This is a genomic window from Eisenbergiella tayi (assembly GCF_001881565.1).
In the GTDB taxonomy this organism is placed as follows: domain Bacteria; phylum Bacillota; class Clostridia; order Lachnospirales; family Lachnospiraceae; genus Eisenbergiella; species Eisenbergiella tayi.
The window spans coordinates 207779-224739 of sequence record NZ_MPDJ01000004.1 but is presented as its reverse complement, the minus strand read 5'-3'; the positions used below and the strand labels follow the sequence as shown (position 1 = coordinate 224739).

Sequence of the window (16961 nt, the reverse complement as noted above, 5' to 3'; positions counted from 1 at the left end):
CAGGAAGGAAAAGGAACCATGAAACTATATAAACGAAAGCTGCACGATCCCGCGCCTCTGGGGCAGGCAGATCCCTATATGATGAAAGCCTCAAACGGTAAATATTATATTTATGCCACCGGTCCTTCCGGCCCGCAGCTCTACAGCAGCGACAGCCTGATGGAAGGCTGGGAATACAGGGGATGCTGTCTGGACATGACAGGACAGAAAAATTGCTGGGCTCCCTGTGTGGTGGAGCTCGGCGGGAAATATTATATGTATTATTCAAGCATGGACGAGGATGATGAAGATGAGCACGGCCAGACTATGCGGGTTGCAGTCTCGGATTCTCCGGAAGGGGAATTCCGACTGGTTAAAAATCTGCTTCCGCCTTTTTCCATCGATCCCCATGCGGTCGTCACGCCTTCCGGAATGTATTTTTTCTATTGTGTAAATGAATATGAGGCGGAGAGAGTAGGGACGGTGGTCATGTGCGATAAAATGACGGATCCCCTTACGTTGGAGGGTAATCCGGTCTGCGTGATCCGGCCCACTCTGGATGAGGAAATATATCAAAGGGATCGCTTTAAGGAAGGACAGCACTGGCATACTATTGAGGGCGCCTTTTATTTCTGCGTCGGAAATACCCATTATCTGATGTATTCCGGCGCATGCCATCAGAATCCCACTTATTTCATCGGCTACAGTGTGGCTCATGGGGCTCCGGATGCGGATTTGAGAACTCTTGACTGGAAAAAGTATCCCGATGATAACACCTATTCGCCTCTGCTTTCCAAAAATGATTTTGTAGAAGGCATGGGACACAACAGCGTGATCTTTGATAACGGGAAATGTTATATTGTGTATCATGGACGGGACTATGGAAGTGAAGCCTTCCGTAATGATTCGGGTATACCGGAAGATACCCGGTCAGCCAGAATTGATGAAATGAAAATAGACGGAGATGTCTTATCCGTAGAGCCTACGAGATAATATCAGAAAAAGCCGGCGTGGAGCCGGCTTTTTCCATTTAAACCGCAGAGATATCATTATCCTCTTCATAATTGATGTACTTTTTGAACAGAGGCTCCTGTATGAAAGAGGAGAGCCAGAAGGAGCCCGCAGGAATGATGAACAGAAGAGGCGGATAATAAATCGCCAGCTCCACAGCAAAAACAAATATACATATAAGAAGGAAATTCTTAAAAGGATGCCGGAAGGTGAGCCTGACAATCAGGGTAAACAGTTCACGCCGGTTCAGCCGGAAACGTCCGGAAAGGGCAAACCCATGAATCTGTGCGGCCAGACAGACAAGAATGGAAAACACGGAAAAAAATACATATATGCCGGCAATGATACTGTCCGGATTCTGCCAGCATACATAGCAGGTTGCGCCGAATAAGACATAGACAAGAACCAGCAGTACAGTAAAGGGAAATGTCTGCCTCAGGCTGCCTTTGAAGGAGTCCCTGAAGGTGGCAAAAGCATATCCCCGGTTCTGCCGGATAACCTTTACCGCGGTATGGTAAAGAGCTGCGCTGGAGGCTCCCAGAGTGAGTATGGGAAGGCTGCAGAGACACCACAGCACGCTGAGCACCACCATATCGGCCGCTTTATTCAATATTGTCATAAGTGTACTGTCCTGATTAAACATAAGGTTTCCTTTCCGGGCCGGTCAGCTGTTTTCGTATTCCACTTTCATAACGATATCCTGGGCATAATCACCGAAGTGCTTGCCGAACAGGTTCATGCCGCCTATATGCTGACTGTCATCGTCTACCTTCAGTATGAAGGAAAAAAAGTAATTATCCAGCAGGCCCAGGCTTTCTATGGTTTCGTCGGAGACCTTCTGATTGTCCATGTAACAGCCGTGATGGGTCACGTGAATTTTTTTGTATTCTCCAAACTGTGTGTTGGATTCGCTCCACCAGCTGGGATTATATATTCCCTTTCTTCCGCCGTAATCTCCTTTGGTCAGAAAAGTGACCACCTTTTTATGATTGAGTTCAAAGGTGATATCCGAAGGCCAGTTATTGTTATAGCCGGGAGCCTCTGAGCATGCCTCAAAGGAAAATTCGATTTGCGCCGGTTTATCCTGGAGCAGGGAATAGTTGGAGAACTGGTATTCCAGATACCCCTTAGTAAACCACAGGAGAGAAGCGTCCGTGCGGTCGGGAGAGTAAAAGCCATAAGGAGTGTCTTCGTAATAAAGATAGGAGACAGCGGAAGCGATGCCGCAGGGCGGTGATATTTCACAGTTGCAGTAATGGCCGATGGGCATGTTTACAAACACAGGAGGCTTGCGGGTGATTTTGCTCACATGGGCAAAGACGTCCAGGGAGACATTGGCGGTCTTAATACCGCACAATTTCTGGGAACCGCGCATGCCCGGTTTGGGGATGACGGTTATCAGGTTGGCTTCCTTCAGGGTTTTGATATGGAGACACATGGAGGACATGGGAAGATAAAAAGCTTCCGCAAGCTCGCTGATAGTCATGGATTTGGCTACCAGGCATTTCAGTATTTCCAGACGGGTTTCCGATGACAGGGCCCTGCATATTTTGGCAGTGGTTTCTGTATCGGACAGATCCATGACGATGTCTCTTTTATTTTTGATTTCTTCGGAATGTTTTGCTTCCATGTTCATAGGCAGTGCTCCTTTAAATGAGAAGGAAGCGGCAGGCAGAACTCTGCTCCTGCGCCGTTTGTTGATATAAACAAAGTATAAAAGGAAAAGATTTTTATTGCAAGCTATAATTACATTAAAAATGTATTAAAAGAGGCTTTTGCATATAAAATGTATAGTATTAATTTAATATATTGAAAATTAATGTGTAAATTATATAATCAAAGTATCGATGGGTACAAATAAAATGGATAAGAAAGCCGGTGAAAAAATTGAATATTTTATGGATCTGTACGGATCAGCAGAGGGCGGATACCCTGGGCTGTATGGGAAATGAATGGGTCTGCACGCCCAATCTGGACAGGCTGGCAGCCGAAGGGGTGGTGTTTGAGAATGCCTATTCCCAAAGCCCTGTCTGTGCGCCCAGCAGGGGAAGCTTTCTCACAGGGCGTTATCCGAGAACCTGCGGCCCCAGGCAGAACGGACAGGATATAGATGCCGGAGAACGATTGTTTCCCAAAATGCTGGCTGACAGGGGATATTACTGCGGACTGGCCGGGAAGCTGCATCTGTCCGCCTGCCATCCGGATACGGGAAGACTGGAAGAACCGCGGATTGATGACGGGTATCATGTATTCAGATGGTCGCACCATCCGCAGCCCCATCATGGCACAAACTGGCCCTCCAATGCCTATAATCAGTTCCTTCTGCAGAACGGAAGGGATTATATCACTCCCGACAGGGAGGATTGTCCCTATGTACAGACAGGGGTGGAGGAAAAATGGCATCAGACCGCCTGGTGTGCGGATGAAGCCATTGCATTTATGGAAACGGCCCGGACATACGGAAAGGATTGGATGTTTTCCCTGAATTGTTTTGATCCGCATCATCCCTTTGATCCGCCCGCCGATTATCTGGAACGTTATCTTGATAAGCTGGAACAGCTTCCCCTTCCCAATTATGAAGAGGGCGAGCTTGCTGAAAAGCCGGTTTTCCAGCAAAAGGATCATGAGGGGGCTTATGATACCAAAGGTTATTACATGTATGACAACATGAACGATCATGATCACAGGCTTATCAAAGCTGCTTACTGGGCTATGGTGGATCTGATTGACAAGCAGGTCGGCAGGCTGCTTGATTACCTGGATAAGTCCGGGCAGAGAGAGGACACGCTGATTTTGTTCCACTCGGATCATGGGGAGAATCTGGGGGATCATGGCATGTACCTGAAGGGGCCTTATTTCTATGAAAATAATGTCCATGTGCCGCTGATTATCAGCTGGCCCGCCAGAATACCGGGAGGACGCAGAAGCAGGGCGCTGGTGGAGCTTACCGATTTGGCTCCCACATTGTGTGAGGCGGCAGGGCTCCCCGCCTTTGAAGGATTTCAGGGAAAATCCTTTTGGAAGCTGCTCACAGGGGAAACAGACCTGCACACTCACAGAAGCAGTGTTTACAGCGAGTATTATAACAGCAATATCAACCACAGGGATCCGCTGGCCTTTGCCACCATGGTATGTGACGGACGCTACAAGCTGGTCAGGGTGCATGGCGATATGGGGAAAACGGCAGACGGAGAACTGTATGATCTGGAGGAAAGGCCGTTGGAGAGGAAAAACCATTATCAGGATCCCGGAATGACGGAGGTGAAAATGCGCCTCCTGGAAACGATGTGCGACCGGATGGCGCAGACCTGCGATCCCCTCCCGGTGAGGAAGGCCTGCTGGTGAGAGAAGCACAGAAACAAAAGTAACAGTAAATGGGTGACCGCGGAAACGTAAGGAAGGATTCCGGCGGAGAAGAGGAGGATTGTATGGGATTAGTAAGAGTAAAGGATATTTTAAAAATGGCGGATGAAAATCGTTTTGCCGCCGCCGCTATTGATGTTTTTGATTTCCAGTCTGCCGAATGGGTGGTGAAGGCGGCGGAAAGGGAACAGGTGCCGGTATTGCTGATGTTTTATCCGGATATGAGTTCCTTCATCCCTTTCAGCACCATGGCGGGCATCGCCGTGGATCTGGCAAAACAGGCATCCGTGCCGGTAGGGGTCCATCTGGATCACGGCAAATCCTATGATGTGGCGGTAGGAGGAATTGCGGCTGGCTTTCCTTCCATCATGTACGATGGCTCCGCACGGCCCTTTGAGGAAAATCTAGAGGTTACGGCCAGCGTGGTAAAGTGTGCCCATATATTGGGAATTGATGTGGAAGCGGAGCTGGGAACTGTGGGGCAGGGAAGCCGGAAGGAGGACTTCTGCAACGAGGAGCTATATACCAAGCCGGAGATGGCGAAGGATTTTGTGGAAAGGACACATGTGGATTCCCTGGCCGTTGCCATCGGAAACAGCCACGGACATTATGTATGTGAGCCTCATCTGGATATCAGAAGACTGGATGAAATTAACAAAACCATTGATGTGCCGCTGGTGCTTCATGGCGGTTCCGGCATTCCTGCGGAGCAGATGATTGAGTCGGTCAAATACGGAATCAACAAAGTGAATATCGGTACGGAATTCTTTGAAAAATGTAAAAATTGTGTGGCGGCCCACATGGGAGAGGATGGTTTTATTCTGGATCATTACAAAGAAGCAGGGGAAGAGGTTATTGAATTTGTGAGAGGCCGGATCGCCAGAATTAATCCTTATCATTTTACCTTGTAGAATGCGGGAAGAGAGGGCGTTTTATGGATATGGAAACAAACAGGGCCATGGAGGTGGTCGGTATTGGGGTACCCTATTATGACATGGTGATCAATGTGAGCAAAATGCCCGGGCTGGACGGGGCCGCCGGCGCCAACGAAGCGTTTTACCAGGGAGGAGGAAAGGTGGCTACGGCCATGGCTGCGGCGGCAAGGCTGGGACGGCGTGCAGGTATCATCGCCAAGGTAGGGGAGAATCACAGAGGAAGATTTGTTATCGAAGATTTCCGGTACAATGGCGTGGATACGTCGGCGGTGATCGTGGACGCGCCGGGAACATCGAGTCCCTTCTGCCTTTCCCTGTCGGAAGAGGAGCATAAAACCAGGATTTTCATCGGCAAGGAGGGGACGGCCGGGGAACTGCAGCCGGAAGAGATCGATTATTCCTATCTGGGAAAGGCGAAGTATCTGCATCTGGAAAACGGAAGGCCTGCCAGTGAGGCGGCGGCCCGTTTCGCAAAGGAACACGGGATCGTAACTGTGATGGATGCGGACAATTATCAGGAGGGGATTGTAAAGCTTCTTCCCTTACTGGATGTATTTATCGCTTCCGAGTTTTTCTACCGGGATATGTTCGGGGAGCTGGATTATGAAGCAGGCTGCAGGAGGCTGATGGCAGCAGGCCCGTCTACAGTAATCGTGACTCTGGGAAGCAGGGGCAGCGTGGGGCTGACGGAACAGGACGGGTTCTTTAAGACGGAAAGCTTTCAGGTGCCGGTGAGGGATACGACAGGAGCAGGGGATGTATTCCACGGAGCCTATATCGTGGGGCTGCTGGAAGGGATGAATGCACCGGAATGCGCCAGGTTTGCCAGTGCGGTTTCTGCGATTAAGTGTACCTGCTTTGGCGGCAGGACGGGGATTCCGGACAGAAAGACAGTGGCGGAATTTCTGGAAACCGGGGTTATCGATGATACGCAGGCACAGGAGCGTCTGGCGTATTACAGAAATAACCTGTAACAGGAAAATTCGTGAATAATTAATTTGCGTAAAAACGATCATGGGGGTAAAATAAACTATGAAGAACAGGAACAAGCAGCTTAGGGTTGGACTGGTCCCCACACGGAGGGAGGCCTTTGCCAATGAAACCACGACAAAGCAGAAGAAAGCGATAGTGGAAAGGTTCCGCCGGCTGGCTGCGGAACTGGATTTTGAGATAGTGGATATTGAAGATATTAATGAGGAAGGCATGCTGATGACCTACCGGGATGTGGAAGCCGCCTATGACAAGCTGACCGCAGCCAAAGTGGATGCCCTGATTTTCCCGCACTGCAACTTCGGCCAGGAGGAAGCGGTGGGCAGGCTTGCGAAGGATATGAATCTTCCGGTCCTCATCTGGGGGCCCCGTGACGGGTATCCCAACGGGCTGGAATGGCGTCCGACGGACAGCCAGTGCGGCATGTTTGCCACAACCAAGCTTCTCATGCATTATGGAGTTACTTTTTCATACATAGAAAACTGCGAGCTGGAAAGCGATATCCTCAGGGAGGAACTGGCCGATTTCCTGGCTGCTGCGAACGTGGTGAAGGCGTTCCGCGCCCTGCGTATTGCGAGGATCAGCAGCAGGCCGAAGGAATTCCTGAGTGTTATGGTAAATGAAGCGGAGCTTCTGGAAAAGTACGATATTGAAATTGTGCCGGGAGAGCCGACGGTGATTCTGGATCGGGTGGATCGTATTCTGGCGGAGGACAGGGATCGCATGGAGGAGCTGCTGAAGAGCCTGACGGATGCGGGGCTGGATATCAGCGCACTGGGGGAAAACAGGTATCCTCTGGCGGCCATTGAACTGGCGCTCCTGGATTTCGCAGAGGATAATGACTGTAACGCCCTTTCCTGTGAGTGCTGGAATCTGTTCCGGAAGAAATACGGGGTTTCGCCCTGCTTTATCCTGGGGGATCTGAATGACAGAGGCCTGCCGGCTGCCTGTGAAAATGATGTCCACGCAGCAATAACCTCCGTGATGGCCGTTGCGGCCGCCAGATATAAAACTCCCTCTTTTGTGGCGGATCTGACGATCCGGCATCCGGAGAATGATAACGCGGAACTGCTGTGGCACTGCGGATCCTTCGCGAAGGCTCTGAAGAAAGAAGGGGCGAAGGGCTGTGTCATCCGGGAAGGAAAGGGATTCTATGAACTGGAAGGCGGTCCTGTTACCGTGCTGCGGTTTGACGGAAACCACGGGGAATATTATATGTTTGCCGGAGAAGCAAAAGGGGTGGACGGTCCTGTTACCAACGGAAACTATCTCTGGATTGAGACTGATAACTGGGTTAAGTGGGAAAAGAAATTCATTTTCGGCCCTTATATCCATCATGTGGTGGGAATTCACGGAAGCTATTCCGGCATTATTCAGGAAGCGTGCCGCTATCTGGGAATACGGATAGATCTGCCTGACATGCCTAACCAGTACTGACAAGCGGGGAATATAGATGAGAGGCGATAAAAAGACCATCCGGATTTTCTGGACACTGTTTGCCTTTAATGCCTTATTTTACATACCGGGGGCCACCTTCGGCGCCTATATCGGCGTATATTACAGATCCCGGGGAATGGATGTTTCTCAAATCGGCCTTCTTTCCGCCATCGGGCCGCTGCTGGCGTTGGTCATGCAGCCCCTTTGGGGTGTGGTTTCCGACAGGAAAGGCAGGCATATGACGGTTCTGCGCCTGGCCCTGGTGGGTTCGGCTGCGGGTGTCCTGTGCTATTACCGGGCGGATACCTTTGCGTTGTTTGCCGTATGTGTGCTCATTTACAGCTTTTTTAACTGTGCCGTAGGGCCTATCGGGGATTCCATCGTAGTGGATATGGCGCAGGAAAACGGCCTGAAATTTTCTTCCATCCGAATGGGAGGGACACTGGCTTATGCGGTGGTGGTTATTTTTGCGGGAATGTACCTGAAAACCAATCCCACCGCATCCTTCGGGATCACAGCTGCCGCATGGGCGATCATGCTGGTCATAACACGGTTCATGAACGGTGAGGTAAAGACCCATAAGTGTGAGAAGCAGGCGGGTATTCTGACAGTCCTCAAAAATAAAAAAATCCTGTTTGTTCTTTTTTACGCCTGTGTTTTCCAGATTGTGCTGGGCTGCTACGGCTCCTTTCTGGGCCTGGTAGTGACGGACATGGGGTATGATAACGCGGTTATAGGCCGGCTGATGTGCGTTTCTGCCCTCGGTGAAATACCGGTCCTCCTCTGTATTGGCTACTTATCAAGAAAAATCCGTATTGAATATCTGCTGCTCATTGCAGGGGCCGCCATGACCGTAAGGATCTGGCTGCCCCTGACAGGGAGCATAGCCGGGATTTTTCTGGGGCAGTCCCTGCAGGGAGTGACCTATATGATCATGTATTACAGCTGTGTGATGTTCATGAACGAGAATTTATCCAAGGAGCTGCATGGCACGGGCCAGTCTCTGTTCTATATGGTTCAGACGGGACTTGCCTGTACCTTCAGCAATATTGTAGGGGGATGGCTGGGAGGAAAAATCGGCCTTCTTAAAACCTATTTTCTTTATGGCCTGATTCTGCTCTTCGTCACGGTGCTTTGCGCTTTTGTGCTGAGGAGCCATTTTCATAAGAAAAAACAAGAACAAAAGGAGGCGGAATTTTTATGAGTGAAACGGGATCATTGCTGTCAGGGCTTACCAGCCTGGCAGACGCAAAGACAAGATCGATCAGCCCGGAAAATTTCCACGGGGAAAAAGGCAGGGGCGGAATGGCAGTGGAAGGGACCGGAAAGGAATGTGCCAGGCAGCTGGGACAGGGATGGAAAATTTCCCCTTCGGTTGAAATCGCGGGAAAAGAACTTCTGGTGCTGGCGGATATCGAGGGAAGCGGCATCATCCAGCATATCTGGCTGACCTGTCCCCATGAAGACTGGCGTTGCCTGATTCTGCGGATGTATTGGGACGAGGAGGAGAATCCTTCCATAGAGGTCCCTCTGGGTGATTTTTTCTGCATGGGCTGGTGTAAGCCCGGGCTTCTGCAGTCCATCCCGGTATGTGTCAATCCCAACGGGGGAATGAATTGCTATTGGCAGATGCCTTTCCGCAAAGGGGCGCGGATTACGCTGGAAAACCTGACGGATAAAAAGAGTGTGGTTTATTATCAGATCACCTATTCCCAAACCCATGTGGCGGAGGATACGCCCTATTTCCATGCCCAGTTTTCAAGAGATAACCCGCTGGAATATAAGAAGAACCATGTGATTCTTCAGGGGGCGGAGGGAAGGGGCCAGTATGTGGGAACCTATCTCGCCTGGGGAGTGAACAGCAACCGGTGGTGGGGAGAAGGGGAAATCAAGTTTTTCATGGACGGTGACAAAGAATTTCCCACTATCTGCGGAACAGGTACGGAGGATTATATCGGCGGCGCCTGGAATTTTGAGTATCCCAAAGGGGAATACTGCCGGTTTTCGAGTCCTTATTCCGGCCTGCATCAGATCATCCGTCCGGATGGCCTGTACAGCTCCCAGCAGCGCTTCGGTATGTACCGTTTTCATCTGACGGATCCCATCCGGTTTGACCAGGACCTTCATGTGGAGATCCAGGCTCTGGGATGGCGGAGCGAGGGACGTTACCTTCCTCTGCAGGACGATATCGCATCGGTGGGCTACTGGTATCAGACGGAACCTCACAAGCCGCTTCCTCCGCTGCCGGATGTTGATGAACTGGAAGTGAACTGAGCATGGAATGACAAAAGGGAGGTTTTATGGGGACATTTGCTTATTACAAGGACAGGCAGCGGACGATATCCTTTCCGGTAGGGGGATTGGGATCCGGCTGTATCGGAATTGCGGGAAACGGCTGTCTGATAGACTGGCAGGTTTATAACAGGCCCGCCATGGGGACGAGAAACGGTTACAGCCATTTTGCGATCAAGGCGCAGGATGAAACAGGGCTGCTGGATGCCAGGGTTCTTGTTTCGGATCTGGAAAAGCCCTATATGGGGCAGGTGGATGAAAAAACAATGCTGGGAATGCCGCATTTCCGGGAGCTGGTGTTTGAGGGAAGATATCCTGCGGCCAAGCTGTCCTTCCTGGATGAAAGATTTCCGGGAAAGGTTACGCTCCGGTATTATAATCCGTTTATTCCCTTAAATGATAAAGATTCCAGCATTCCCGGACTGTTTGCGGATATTATCGTGGAAAACACGTCGGATCATCCCATCCGCTATACAGCGGCAGGGGTGATAACCAATCCAAATAAGGGAGCCAATACAAGCAATCATTATTTTGAGGACAAAGGGATCCGGGGAATCCGTTTTGCAACGGATGGGATGGATGAACGGGATGCGGAGTACAGCGATTTTACCCTGGCGACGGATTCAGAAGAAGGGGACTGTCAGGAGTACTGGTTCCGCGGAAACTGGCGGGATCATGTGGAAACCTACTGGCGGGAGTTCGCTTCAATACAGCCGCTTCAAAACAGACGTTATGAGACGGGGATCCCGGATTATAAGGATACGGGAATGCTCTGTGCCGTACAGGATATCGGCCCGGGGGAGAAGAAGGAATTTCATTATATCCTTACCTGGAACGTGCCGAACTGTAATAATTATTGGAGCGGCCTGGATATCAGTACCTCCAATATCCATTATGATGTGTGCGACCGTACGCCCTGGAAGAATTATTATGCGGTGCTTTTTGCGGATTCCGGGGCCAGCGCATCCTACGGACTTGAAAACCGGGCGCGCCTTTGGGAAGAAACGAAGTGTTTTATGGACGCGGTTTACAGCACCACCATTCCGGAGGAGGCTCTGGATGCCGTTACGGCTAATCTGGCGATCCTTCGTTCTCCTACATGCCTGCGGCTGGAGGATGGCTCCTTTTACGGATGGGAAGGCTGTTTTGACGATGTGGGAAGCTGCGAAGGAACCTGTACCCATGTATGGAATTACGCTTATGCGCTGCCTTTTCTTTTCCCTGCCCTGGCACGGAGCATCCGGGATCTGGAGTTCACTTACAGCCAGCAGGATGACGGCGGGGTGGAATTCCGTCTCCGCCTGCCTCTCGGGAGTACGGGAAGGAGATTCCATTCCTGTGTGGACGGACAGCTGGGAAGCGTCATGCTGACCTACAGAGACTACAAAATAAGCGGTGACAGAGAGTGGCTGGAAGGAAAATGGGAATCTGTTAAGCAAGCCATTGCCTATGCCTGGTCCGAAGAAAATCCGGATGCCTGGGATCGGAAAAAACAGGGAGTGCTGGACGGAAGGCAGCACCATACCCTGGATATGGAGCTGTTCGGCCCCAATGCCTGGCTTCAGGGATTTTATGTGGGTGCGCTTGAGGCAGCGGCGGAAATGGCCGCCATATTGGGAGATGGGGAAGCGGAGGCGGAGTACAGGGCTCTGGCCGCCGGAGGAAAGGCGTATTTGAACAATGAATTGTTCAATGGGGAGTATTTTTACCAGAAGATAGATGTGTGCGACCGTTCTGCAGTGGATCGGTTTAACGCCTCAAAAGAGTACTGGAATGAAGAAAAGGGGCAGATCAAATATCAGATTGCGGAAGGGTGCGGAATCGATCAGGTTCTTGCTCAGTGGCATGGAAATCTGTGCGGACTGCCTGAGATATTTGAAAAGGAAAAAGTGCATAAGGCACTTGCTTCTATCTTCTGCTATAATTACAAACCGGCTTTGGGGGATATTTATAACCCATGGCGAATTTTTGCCATCGATGAAGAAAGCGGCGCAATCATGTGCGAATGGCCGGAGGGCACGGAGAAACCTGCCATCCCCCTGACCTATGCCCAGGAATGTATGGACGGCATGCAGTATCAGGCGGCGGCCCATATGATTCAGGAGGGGATGACGGAAGAGGGAGAGACGATTGTCAGAGCGGTGAGAGGAAAATACAGGGGAGATAACCGGAATCCCTGGTGCGAGATTGAATGCGGCAGCTACTATGCACGTTCCATGGCAAGCTATGCGCTGCTGCTTTCCTACAGCGGCTTTGTGTATGATGCAGCTGCAGGTATTATGGGATTCCGCCCGGTAATCAAAAGCAAAGAGGAGGATTTCTCCAGCTTCTGGTCCATGGGCAGCGGATGGGGTACCGTCCGTTACAGGAAGGACGGGAGCATATGGCTTGAAGTAATCCGGGGAAGCCTGGAACTGAAGCGGTTTGTTTATGGAAACGGGACAGAGGTGGCAGCGGTATACGCGGACGGGAAGGAAGTTCCTTTCATGCATGAAAAGGAAGCTGTGGGCTTCCCGGAGAAAATCAGAATACAAAAGAGTCTGGAACTGAAGGCGGATTAATCCGCCTTCATTTCTATTCTCTGGCCTGTCTCAAAAGAACGGATTGCTCCGTAGGCCAGCTCCAGGGCGCGCAGGCCCCGTCTGGCAGGAACCGGCGGCTTTTGCCCTGCGAGAAGCGCCGGAATGAGCGCGTCCAGATGCCGGTCCAGATTCCGGCCAAAGCTGCGCAGATCGTCTTCAAAGAATCCGGCCTGCCAGGTTTCTGCCATATCACTGTTGGTGGACTGGAAGGAATAGGAGCGCACATTATCCTCTATCAGGATTCTTCCGTCTGTGCCTCCGATTTCTACAAGCTGGGACAGGCGGTTATGTTCGTTGGCGTCCAGCGTGGCGAGGAAGGAGCCCACGGCTCCGTTTTGGAAACGCAGGGCCAGGGTAAAGCTGGAAAAGCTGTTTCGTCCGCCATTATCTGTCATTTCCGCCATACAGGAGCGGATGGGGCCGCAGAGATGCTCCAGAAGATCCAGGCCGTGGCACTGTGCTTCGATGAGATTCAGATAAGGATGATCCAGGTAAGGGGTATCCCATCCATGGCCGAAACGCCAGTGGGCGAATACCGGCCGTCCCAGGCGGCCTTCATCGATGGCCTGTTTGGCTTTCAGACAGGGAATGCTGTAGCGCTGATTGAAATCTATGGCGTAAAAGAGATTTTTTTCTTCCGCCTTTGCTACCAAAGCTCTTGCTTCCTCCAGCTTATAGGCGATAGGCTTTTCTGACAGAAGAGGAATACCGGCTTCAATGACTGCCATTGTGGTTTCAAAGGTATGCTGGGCGGGAAGACAGAGAGAGACAAAATCCGGTTTTTCCTTTTCCAGCAGCTCCGGAACGGAAAGATAATAAGGTACCTTGAACTCAGCGGCCCTTTTTGCCGTCCGTTCCTGAGTGCGCCCGGCGATTGCCACAAGCTCCGTATCACTGCGCCCGGAAAACGCCCTTGCATGCTGATAGCCCCAGCCGCCTGCACCGATGACTGCTACGCGTAATTTTTTCTGTTCCATATATGACTCCTTTCCTTATGCCTGAAAGAAACAGGGCTGAGGTGTTGTTACAGGCCCGTCCACCACCAGAATATCCGGTCCGTTATCCTGTTCTTCAAAATGGATACGATCCACACAAAGGCGGCGGGGGCTCATTTTTGTTAAATCATAATGTCGGTGGTAAATGATGAACATGTCTTTCTTGTCGGGGGACCAGGTAATGCAGTGATGGCCCACGCCATGTACGTTTTCATTGGAACGAAGAATCGGATTGTTTTCATATTTCCTGAATACTCCCATGGGAGAATCGGAAACAGCGTAGCCGGATCCATAATCGGACAGGCAGTGGCTGCCGGAATAGGTGAGATAATACAGTCCTTTGTGCAGGAGCATATAAGGTGCTTCATTTACCGGCCACTGGATGCATTCCCAGGGAGTGTCCGGAACCAGAAGCCGGGTCAGGGTTTCCTCCCGGATCCCCAGCAGATCATCGGTCATTTTCGCTCCCCAGATCTGGTTGGAATCAAAGAAACGGACGAAATACAGATACCAGGTGCCGTCCGCATCCTGAAAAAAGTGGCTGTCAATTTCCTTGGTATCCTCGTGCAGCGGCTTCTTCACCTCCTGTACAAAGGGGCCGAGGGGAGAACGGCTTGTGGCGATACACAAATGCTCCTCCACGGAGTAGGAAAGATAAAAGAGGCCGTTGGTATAAATGATATCCGGTGCCCAAAACTGCTTTTCTCCCCAGGAATCGCAGGCTTTCAGCGCCATACCGGCATCGTGCCAGTGGACGAGATCCTTTGAGGTATAAACCTTGAAGCCCATTTCGGAATCATCCTTCATGTCGGTGTTGGTGGCATAAAGATAATAGGTCCCTTCATAATAGATGACGTCCGGATCGGCACAGCCGTCCAGAACCGGATTGGTGAACATGTTTTCTTCCATAAAAAATACCTCCCATAGTAAGCAGCGCTTTCAGATTCATATGACGGAGCGCGGACTGCCGCTGTCTCTATTTTATCAAATCCTGCAAAGAGATGATATGGATTTGCCGCGTTCCAATAATTTTATATCCATCAGCCGAATTAACTACAAAAATTTGAAAGGAATCATTCCTTTCAGTATACGGAAAGGAAACTGCAGTGAAGCAGATCTGTGTTTTTGATATCCAGGTCAAAATCACAGATTATGTTATCTCCTGTGAAATGGATAACGCCGATTCCCTTTTTAATAGTAACAGCAGTGCTGAAAGCTCCGTCATTGCCGTCAGCGATGATTGTCTGTTCACCGTCTTCAGCGGTATATACCAGTTTGGCATATCCGGACTGATTTTTCAGCGTGCCGGTTATGGTGATTTCCGTATCTTTTTTGGCGGAAAGAGAAGTAAGCTGCAAAACGGGGGAATTGGCCTCCTGATGTGCGGTTCCCCGTACCTGACAGTTGTTTAAGCCCATCATACTTATGTAATTTTCCATATAGGAGCTGCCTTCAGCCAGTTCCGGCTGCTGGGTGGAAGGCTCTGCTTCATATTGGATCCGGACAGTGCCGCTGATATCTGTCAGCTTATTTTTCTGGCTGCCTACATAAATATAATAATTTCCGCTGTAGTCCGAACTATGATATATGCCGTCCTCGCTTTCATAATGCATCTGGGATCTTCCTTCCTGATAGCTGCTCCATACGATGAGATTTCCACTCTTTGGCATGCGTATGCCCATGTACAGATTTTTGCCATGAGCAGCCCTGACCTCATAGAGAATTTTCTCCGCACTGCCAAGATCCGGCACGGCGCCGATACAGACTTCGCTGTGCGGGGAAAGGGTATCAATGCGGAAGGATATTTCCAGAAGCCCGGAAGAATCCTTGTCCAAGACCGCTGGCGGCCCCTGTTCATTGCCTTTCAGCCGTATTTCCTTCTGTGCGGCAGTGGTTTTTGTATCAGGGTCGGAACGTCCATACATGATAGCTTCTATTTTTCCCAAATCGTCATTAAAGGGCAGGTAAGCGCCGGCAGCGGAGGCACAGGAGCATAAAAGGAGAGTGGCTGACAGAGCGACAGGGATCATCAGCTTTTTTCGTTTATTGAAATTCATAATTGCCTCCAGTCTTTCTTTTAACAATTCCTTGCTTTCATTAAGAGTTACAGATGCGAGCGAATTCTTGTAATGGCCGCCCACACTGATGGCATTGATTAAAGTATCGCCATAGCCATGCTGTCCGGCGGCATCAAGCTTTCTGATAACGGCTTCATCACAGGACAGCTCGCATAAGCGGCTTATATCCTGTTCCATCAGATAAACGAGAGGATTGAACCAGTGCAGGCATACAACAAGCTGGACAAACCATTTATAAAACATATCTCCCCGTTTATAATGGGTCAGTTCGTGAAGCGCTATATATTGAAAATCGGAATCCGGCAGGTCGGTGGTGGGAAGAATGATGCAGGGACGGACAAAACCAATTAATAAGGGAGTGGAAACCAGGGGATTGCAATACAATTCCACCGGCTTATTCACTCCGGCCTGTTCCGCAGCGGATGCCAGACGGTCCAGAACGGCGACGTCGGATACCTCAGAGCTGCCCGCCTTTACATAGCGTATAAAGCTCTGATAAATGGTAACTTTCCTGACAAAAAGAACGAGCCACAAGAACCAGAGGAGCAGCGGGAAAACGGACATAAAGCTTATTATCCCGCCGGATACGGAAGAAGAGTCCCATGAGTTGATACCGGAAAGAGGAGCCTCAGGATACCCGTTTTGCTCCTGTAACCGCACAGCTTCGTTTTCTTCAATAAAGAAAACATCCGCCTGACTGATGTTCTGCTCCAGTGAATGGAACAGAACTCCCACCGGGCTTATTCCGGGCGTGAGAGGCAGAAGCAGACGGAGGAGGGCAATCAGCCATATATAATACTGCCAGCGTTTGCTGGTCCTGTTTTTCAGAAGGGCCTTCAGGAAAAACAGAAAAAGGATCACAAGTGAACCGGACAGCGAAAGAGATAATACCGTTTCGATCAGACTGTTCATTTTCAGTCACTTCCTTTTTCCCAGAATTTTTTCAATTCCTCGTAATCCTCAGGCGACAGCATTTCTCTTTGTATCAGCGTGGATACAAGCCCCTTTGCATTCCCTTCATAAAATTTGTCGAGAAAGCATTTCATTTGATCTGCCTGATAGTCCTCTTCTGATACGATGGCTGTATACTCATTTCTCCGCCCGATTTTGTTCGTTTTTAATAATCCTTTTTCCACGAGACGTGAAAGAAGCGTCGTGACCGTATTTTTCTGCCAGGTACGGCCTGTCTGTGCCAGTTTTTCCATAATATCAGCATAGAGGGCCATACCTCCATTTTCCCAGATGATTTTCATGAGTTCCAGTTCGGAATCGGATACCTGTTGAATCATTTGTTCCTCC

At 50.2% G+C, this 16961-nt stretch carries 14 protein-coding genes; 8 read left to right on the top strand and 6 right to left on the bottom strand.

Annotated features, from left to right (window positions below; all coding sequences use genetic code 11):
* Positions 1 to 18: 18 nt before the first annotated feature.
* Complete coding sequence (locus BLA28_RS15635) at positions 19 to 972, top strand: glycoside hydrolase family 43 protein (RefSeq protein WP_009252508.1); 954 nt, start codon at positions 19 to 21, stop codon at positions 970 to 972.
* 37 nt (positions 973 to 1009) lie between these two features.
* Here BLA28_RS15635 and BLA28_RS15630 read toward each other — a convergent pair whose 3' ends face one another.
* Together BLA28_RS15630 and BLA28_RS15625 are read right to left on the bottom strand one after the other, a co-directional pair.
* A complete protein-coding gene (locus BLA28_RS15630; protein ID WP_159463978.1) occupies positions 1010 to 1609 on the bottom strand; it encodes a YesL family protein in 600 nt (199 codons plus the stop codon).
* Positions 1610 to 1654: 45 nt separating this feature from the next.
* A complete protein-coding gene (locus BLA28_RS15625) occupies positions 1655 to 2626 on the bottom strand; it encodes an ArsR/SmtB family transcription factor (protein ID WP_044962784.1) in 972 nt (323 codons plus the stop codon).
* 242 nt (positions 2627 to 2868) lie between these two features.
* Between BLA28_RS15625 and BLA28_RS15620 the strand changes: the two genes are divergently transcribed.
* The 7 genes from BLA28_RS15620 to BLA28_RS15590 all read left to right on the top strand — a co-directional run bounded on the left by BLA28_RS15620 (position 2869) and on the right by BLA28_RS15590 (position 12568).
* Positions 2869 to 4335 (top strand): sulfatase family protein, encoded by a 1467-nt coding sequence (locus tag BLA28_RS15620; protein ID WP_069158109.1) that lies wholly within the window; start codon positions 2869 to 2871, stop codon positions 4333 to 4335.
* An 83-nt stretch (positions 4336 to 4418) separates the two neighbouring features.
* On the top strand, positions 4419 to 5264 hold the full coding sequence (locus BLA28_RS15615) for a class II fructose-bisphosphate aldolase (RefSeq protein ID WP_069158627.1): 846 nt from the start codon (positions 4419 to 4421) through the stop codon (positions 5262 to 5264).
* A gap of 23 nt (positions 5265 to 5287) precedes the next feature.
* A complete protein-coding gene (locus tag BLA28_RS15610; protein ID WP_081330083.1) occupies positions 5288 to 6262 on the top strand; it encodes a carbohydrate kinase family protein in 975 nt (324 codons plus the stop codon).
* A 58-nt stretch (positions 6263 to 6320) separates the two neighbouring features.
* Positions 6321 to 7715: an L-fucose/L-arabinose isomerase family protein gene (locus tag BLA28_RS15605; RefSeq protein WP_069158108.1), complete on the top strand. Its 1395-nt coding sequence runs from the start codon at positions 6321 to 6323 to the stop codon at positions 7713 to 7715.
* A 16-nt stretch (positions 7716 to 7731) separates the two neighbouring features.
* Positions 7732 to 8919 (top strand): MFS transporter, encoded by a 1188-nt coding sequence (locus BLA28_RS15600; protein WP_044962793.1) that lies wholly within the window; start codon positions 7732 to 7734, stop codon positions 8917 to 8919.
* Positions 8916 to 9989: a glycoside hydrolase family 172 protein gene (locus BLA28_RS15595; protein WP_069158107.1), complete on the top strand. Its 1074-nt coding sequence runs from the start codon at positions 8916 to 8918 to the stop codon at positions 9987 to 9989. Before BLA28_RS15600 ends, BLA28_RS15595 begins: the two co-directional genes overlap by 4 nt.
* A 26-nt stretch (positions 9990 to 10015) precedes the next feature.
* Complete coding sequence (locus tag BLA28_RS15590) at positions 10016 to 12568, top strand: GH116 family glycosyl-hydrolase (protein WP_069158106.1); 2553 nt, start codon at positions 10016 to 10018, stop codon at positions 12566 to 12568.
* Here BLA28_RS15590 and BLA28_RS15585 read toward each other — a convergent pair.
* From BLA28_RS15585 to BLA28_RS15570, 4 genes are all read right to left on the bottom strand, one after another.
* The gene (locus BLA28_RS15585; RefSeq protein ID WP_069158105.1) at positions 12565 to 13566 is read right to left on the bottom strand and encodes a Gfo/Idh/MocA family protein; all 1002 of its coding nucleotides are present in this window, start codon (positions 13564 to 13566) and stop codon (positions 12565 to 12567) included. The two genes, BLA28_RS15590 and BLA28_RS15585, sit on opposite strands and share 4 nt — an antisense overlap.
* A 15-nt stretch (positions 13567 to 13581) precedes the next feature.
* Positions 13582 to 14493: a glycoside hydrolase family 43 protein gene (locus BLA28_RS15580; RefSeq protein ID WP_069158104.1), complete on the bottom strand. Its 912-nt coding sequence runs from the start codon at positions 14491 to 14493 to the stop codon at positions 13582 to 13584.
* 173 nt (positions 14494 to 14666) lie between these two features.
* A complete protein-coding gene (locus tag BLA28_RS15575; protein ID WP_069158103.1) occupies positions 14667 to 16574 on the bottom strand; it encodes a M56 family metallopeptidase in 1908 nt (635 codons plus the stop codon).
* Positions 16575 to 16576: 2 nt separating this feature from the next.
* Positions 16577 to 16951 carry a BlaI/MecI/CopY family transcriptional regulator gene (locus BLA28_RS15570; RefSeq protein WP_069158102.1) on the bottom strand — a complete coding sequence of 125 codons (375 nt, stop codon included), beginning with the start codon at positions 16949 to 16951 and terminating at the stop codon, positions 16577 to 16579.
* Positions 16952 to 16961 lie beyond the last annotated feature (10 nt).

What these genes read in the sequence shown, in the direction of transcription:
- BLA28_RS15635 (WP_009252508.1), top strand. Translation starts at nt 19, where the DNA reads ATGAAACTATATAAACGAAAGCTGCACGATCCCGCGCCTCTGGGGCAG.
- BLA28_RS15630 (WP_159463978.1), bottom strand. Translation starts at nt 1,609, where the DNA reads ATGACAATATTGAATAAAGCGGCCGATATGGTGGTGCTCAGCGTGCTG.
- BLA28_RS15625 (WP_044962784.1), bottom strand. Translation starts at nt 2,626, where the DNA reads ATGAACATGGAAGCAAAACATTCCGAAGAAATCAAAAATAAAAGAGAC.
- BLA28_RS15615 (WP_069158627.1), top strand. Translation starts at nt 4,419, where the DNA reads ATGGGATTAGTAAGAGTAAAGGATATTTTAAAAATGGCGGATGAAAAT.
- BLA28_RS15610 (WP_081330083.1), top strand. Translation starts at nt 5,288, where the DNA reads ATGGATATGGAAACAAACAGGGCCATGGAGGTGGTCGGTATTGGGGTA.
- BLA28_RS15605 (WP_069158108.1), top strand. Translation starts at nt 6,321, where the DNA reads ATGAAGAACAGGAACAAGCAGCTTAGGGTTGGACTGGTCCCCACACGG.
- BLA28_RS15600 (WP_044962793.1), top strand. Translation starts at nt 7,732, where the DNA reads ATGAGAGGCGATAAAAAGACCATCCGGATTTTCTGGACACTGTTTGCC.
- BLA28_RS15595 (WP_069158107.1), top strand. Translation starts at nt 8,916, where the DNA reads ATGAGTGAAACGGGATCATTGCTGTCAGGGCTTACCAGCCTGGCAGAC.
- BLA28_RS15590 (WP_069158106.1), top strand. Translation starts at nt 10,016, where the DNA reads ATGGGGACATTTGCTTATTACAAGGACAGGCAGCGGACGATATCCTTT.
- BLA28_RS15585 (WP_069158105.1), bottom strand. Translation starts at nt 13,566, where the DNA reads ATGGAACAGAAAAAATTACGCGTAGCAGTCATCGGTGCAGGCGGCTGG.
- BLA28_RS15580 (WP_069158104.1), bottom strand. Translation starts at nt 14,493, where the DNA reads ATGGAAGAAAACATGTTCACCAATCCGGTTCTGGACGGCTGTGCCGAT.
- BLA28_RS15575 (WP_069158103.1), bottom strand. Translation starts at nt 16,574, where the DNA reads ATGAACAGTCTGATCGAAACGGTATTATCTCTTTCGCTGTCCGGTTCA.
- BLA28_RS15570 (WP_069158102.1), bottom strand. Translation starts at nt 16,951, where the DNA reads ATGATTCAACAGGTATCCGATTCCGAACTGGAACTCATGAAAATCATC.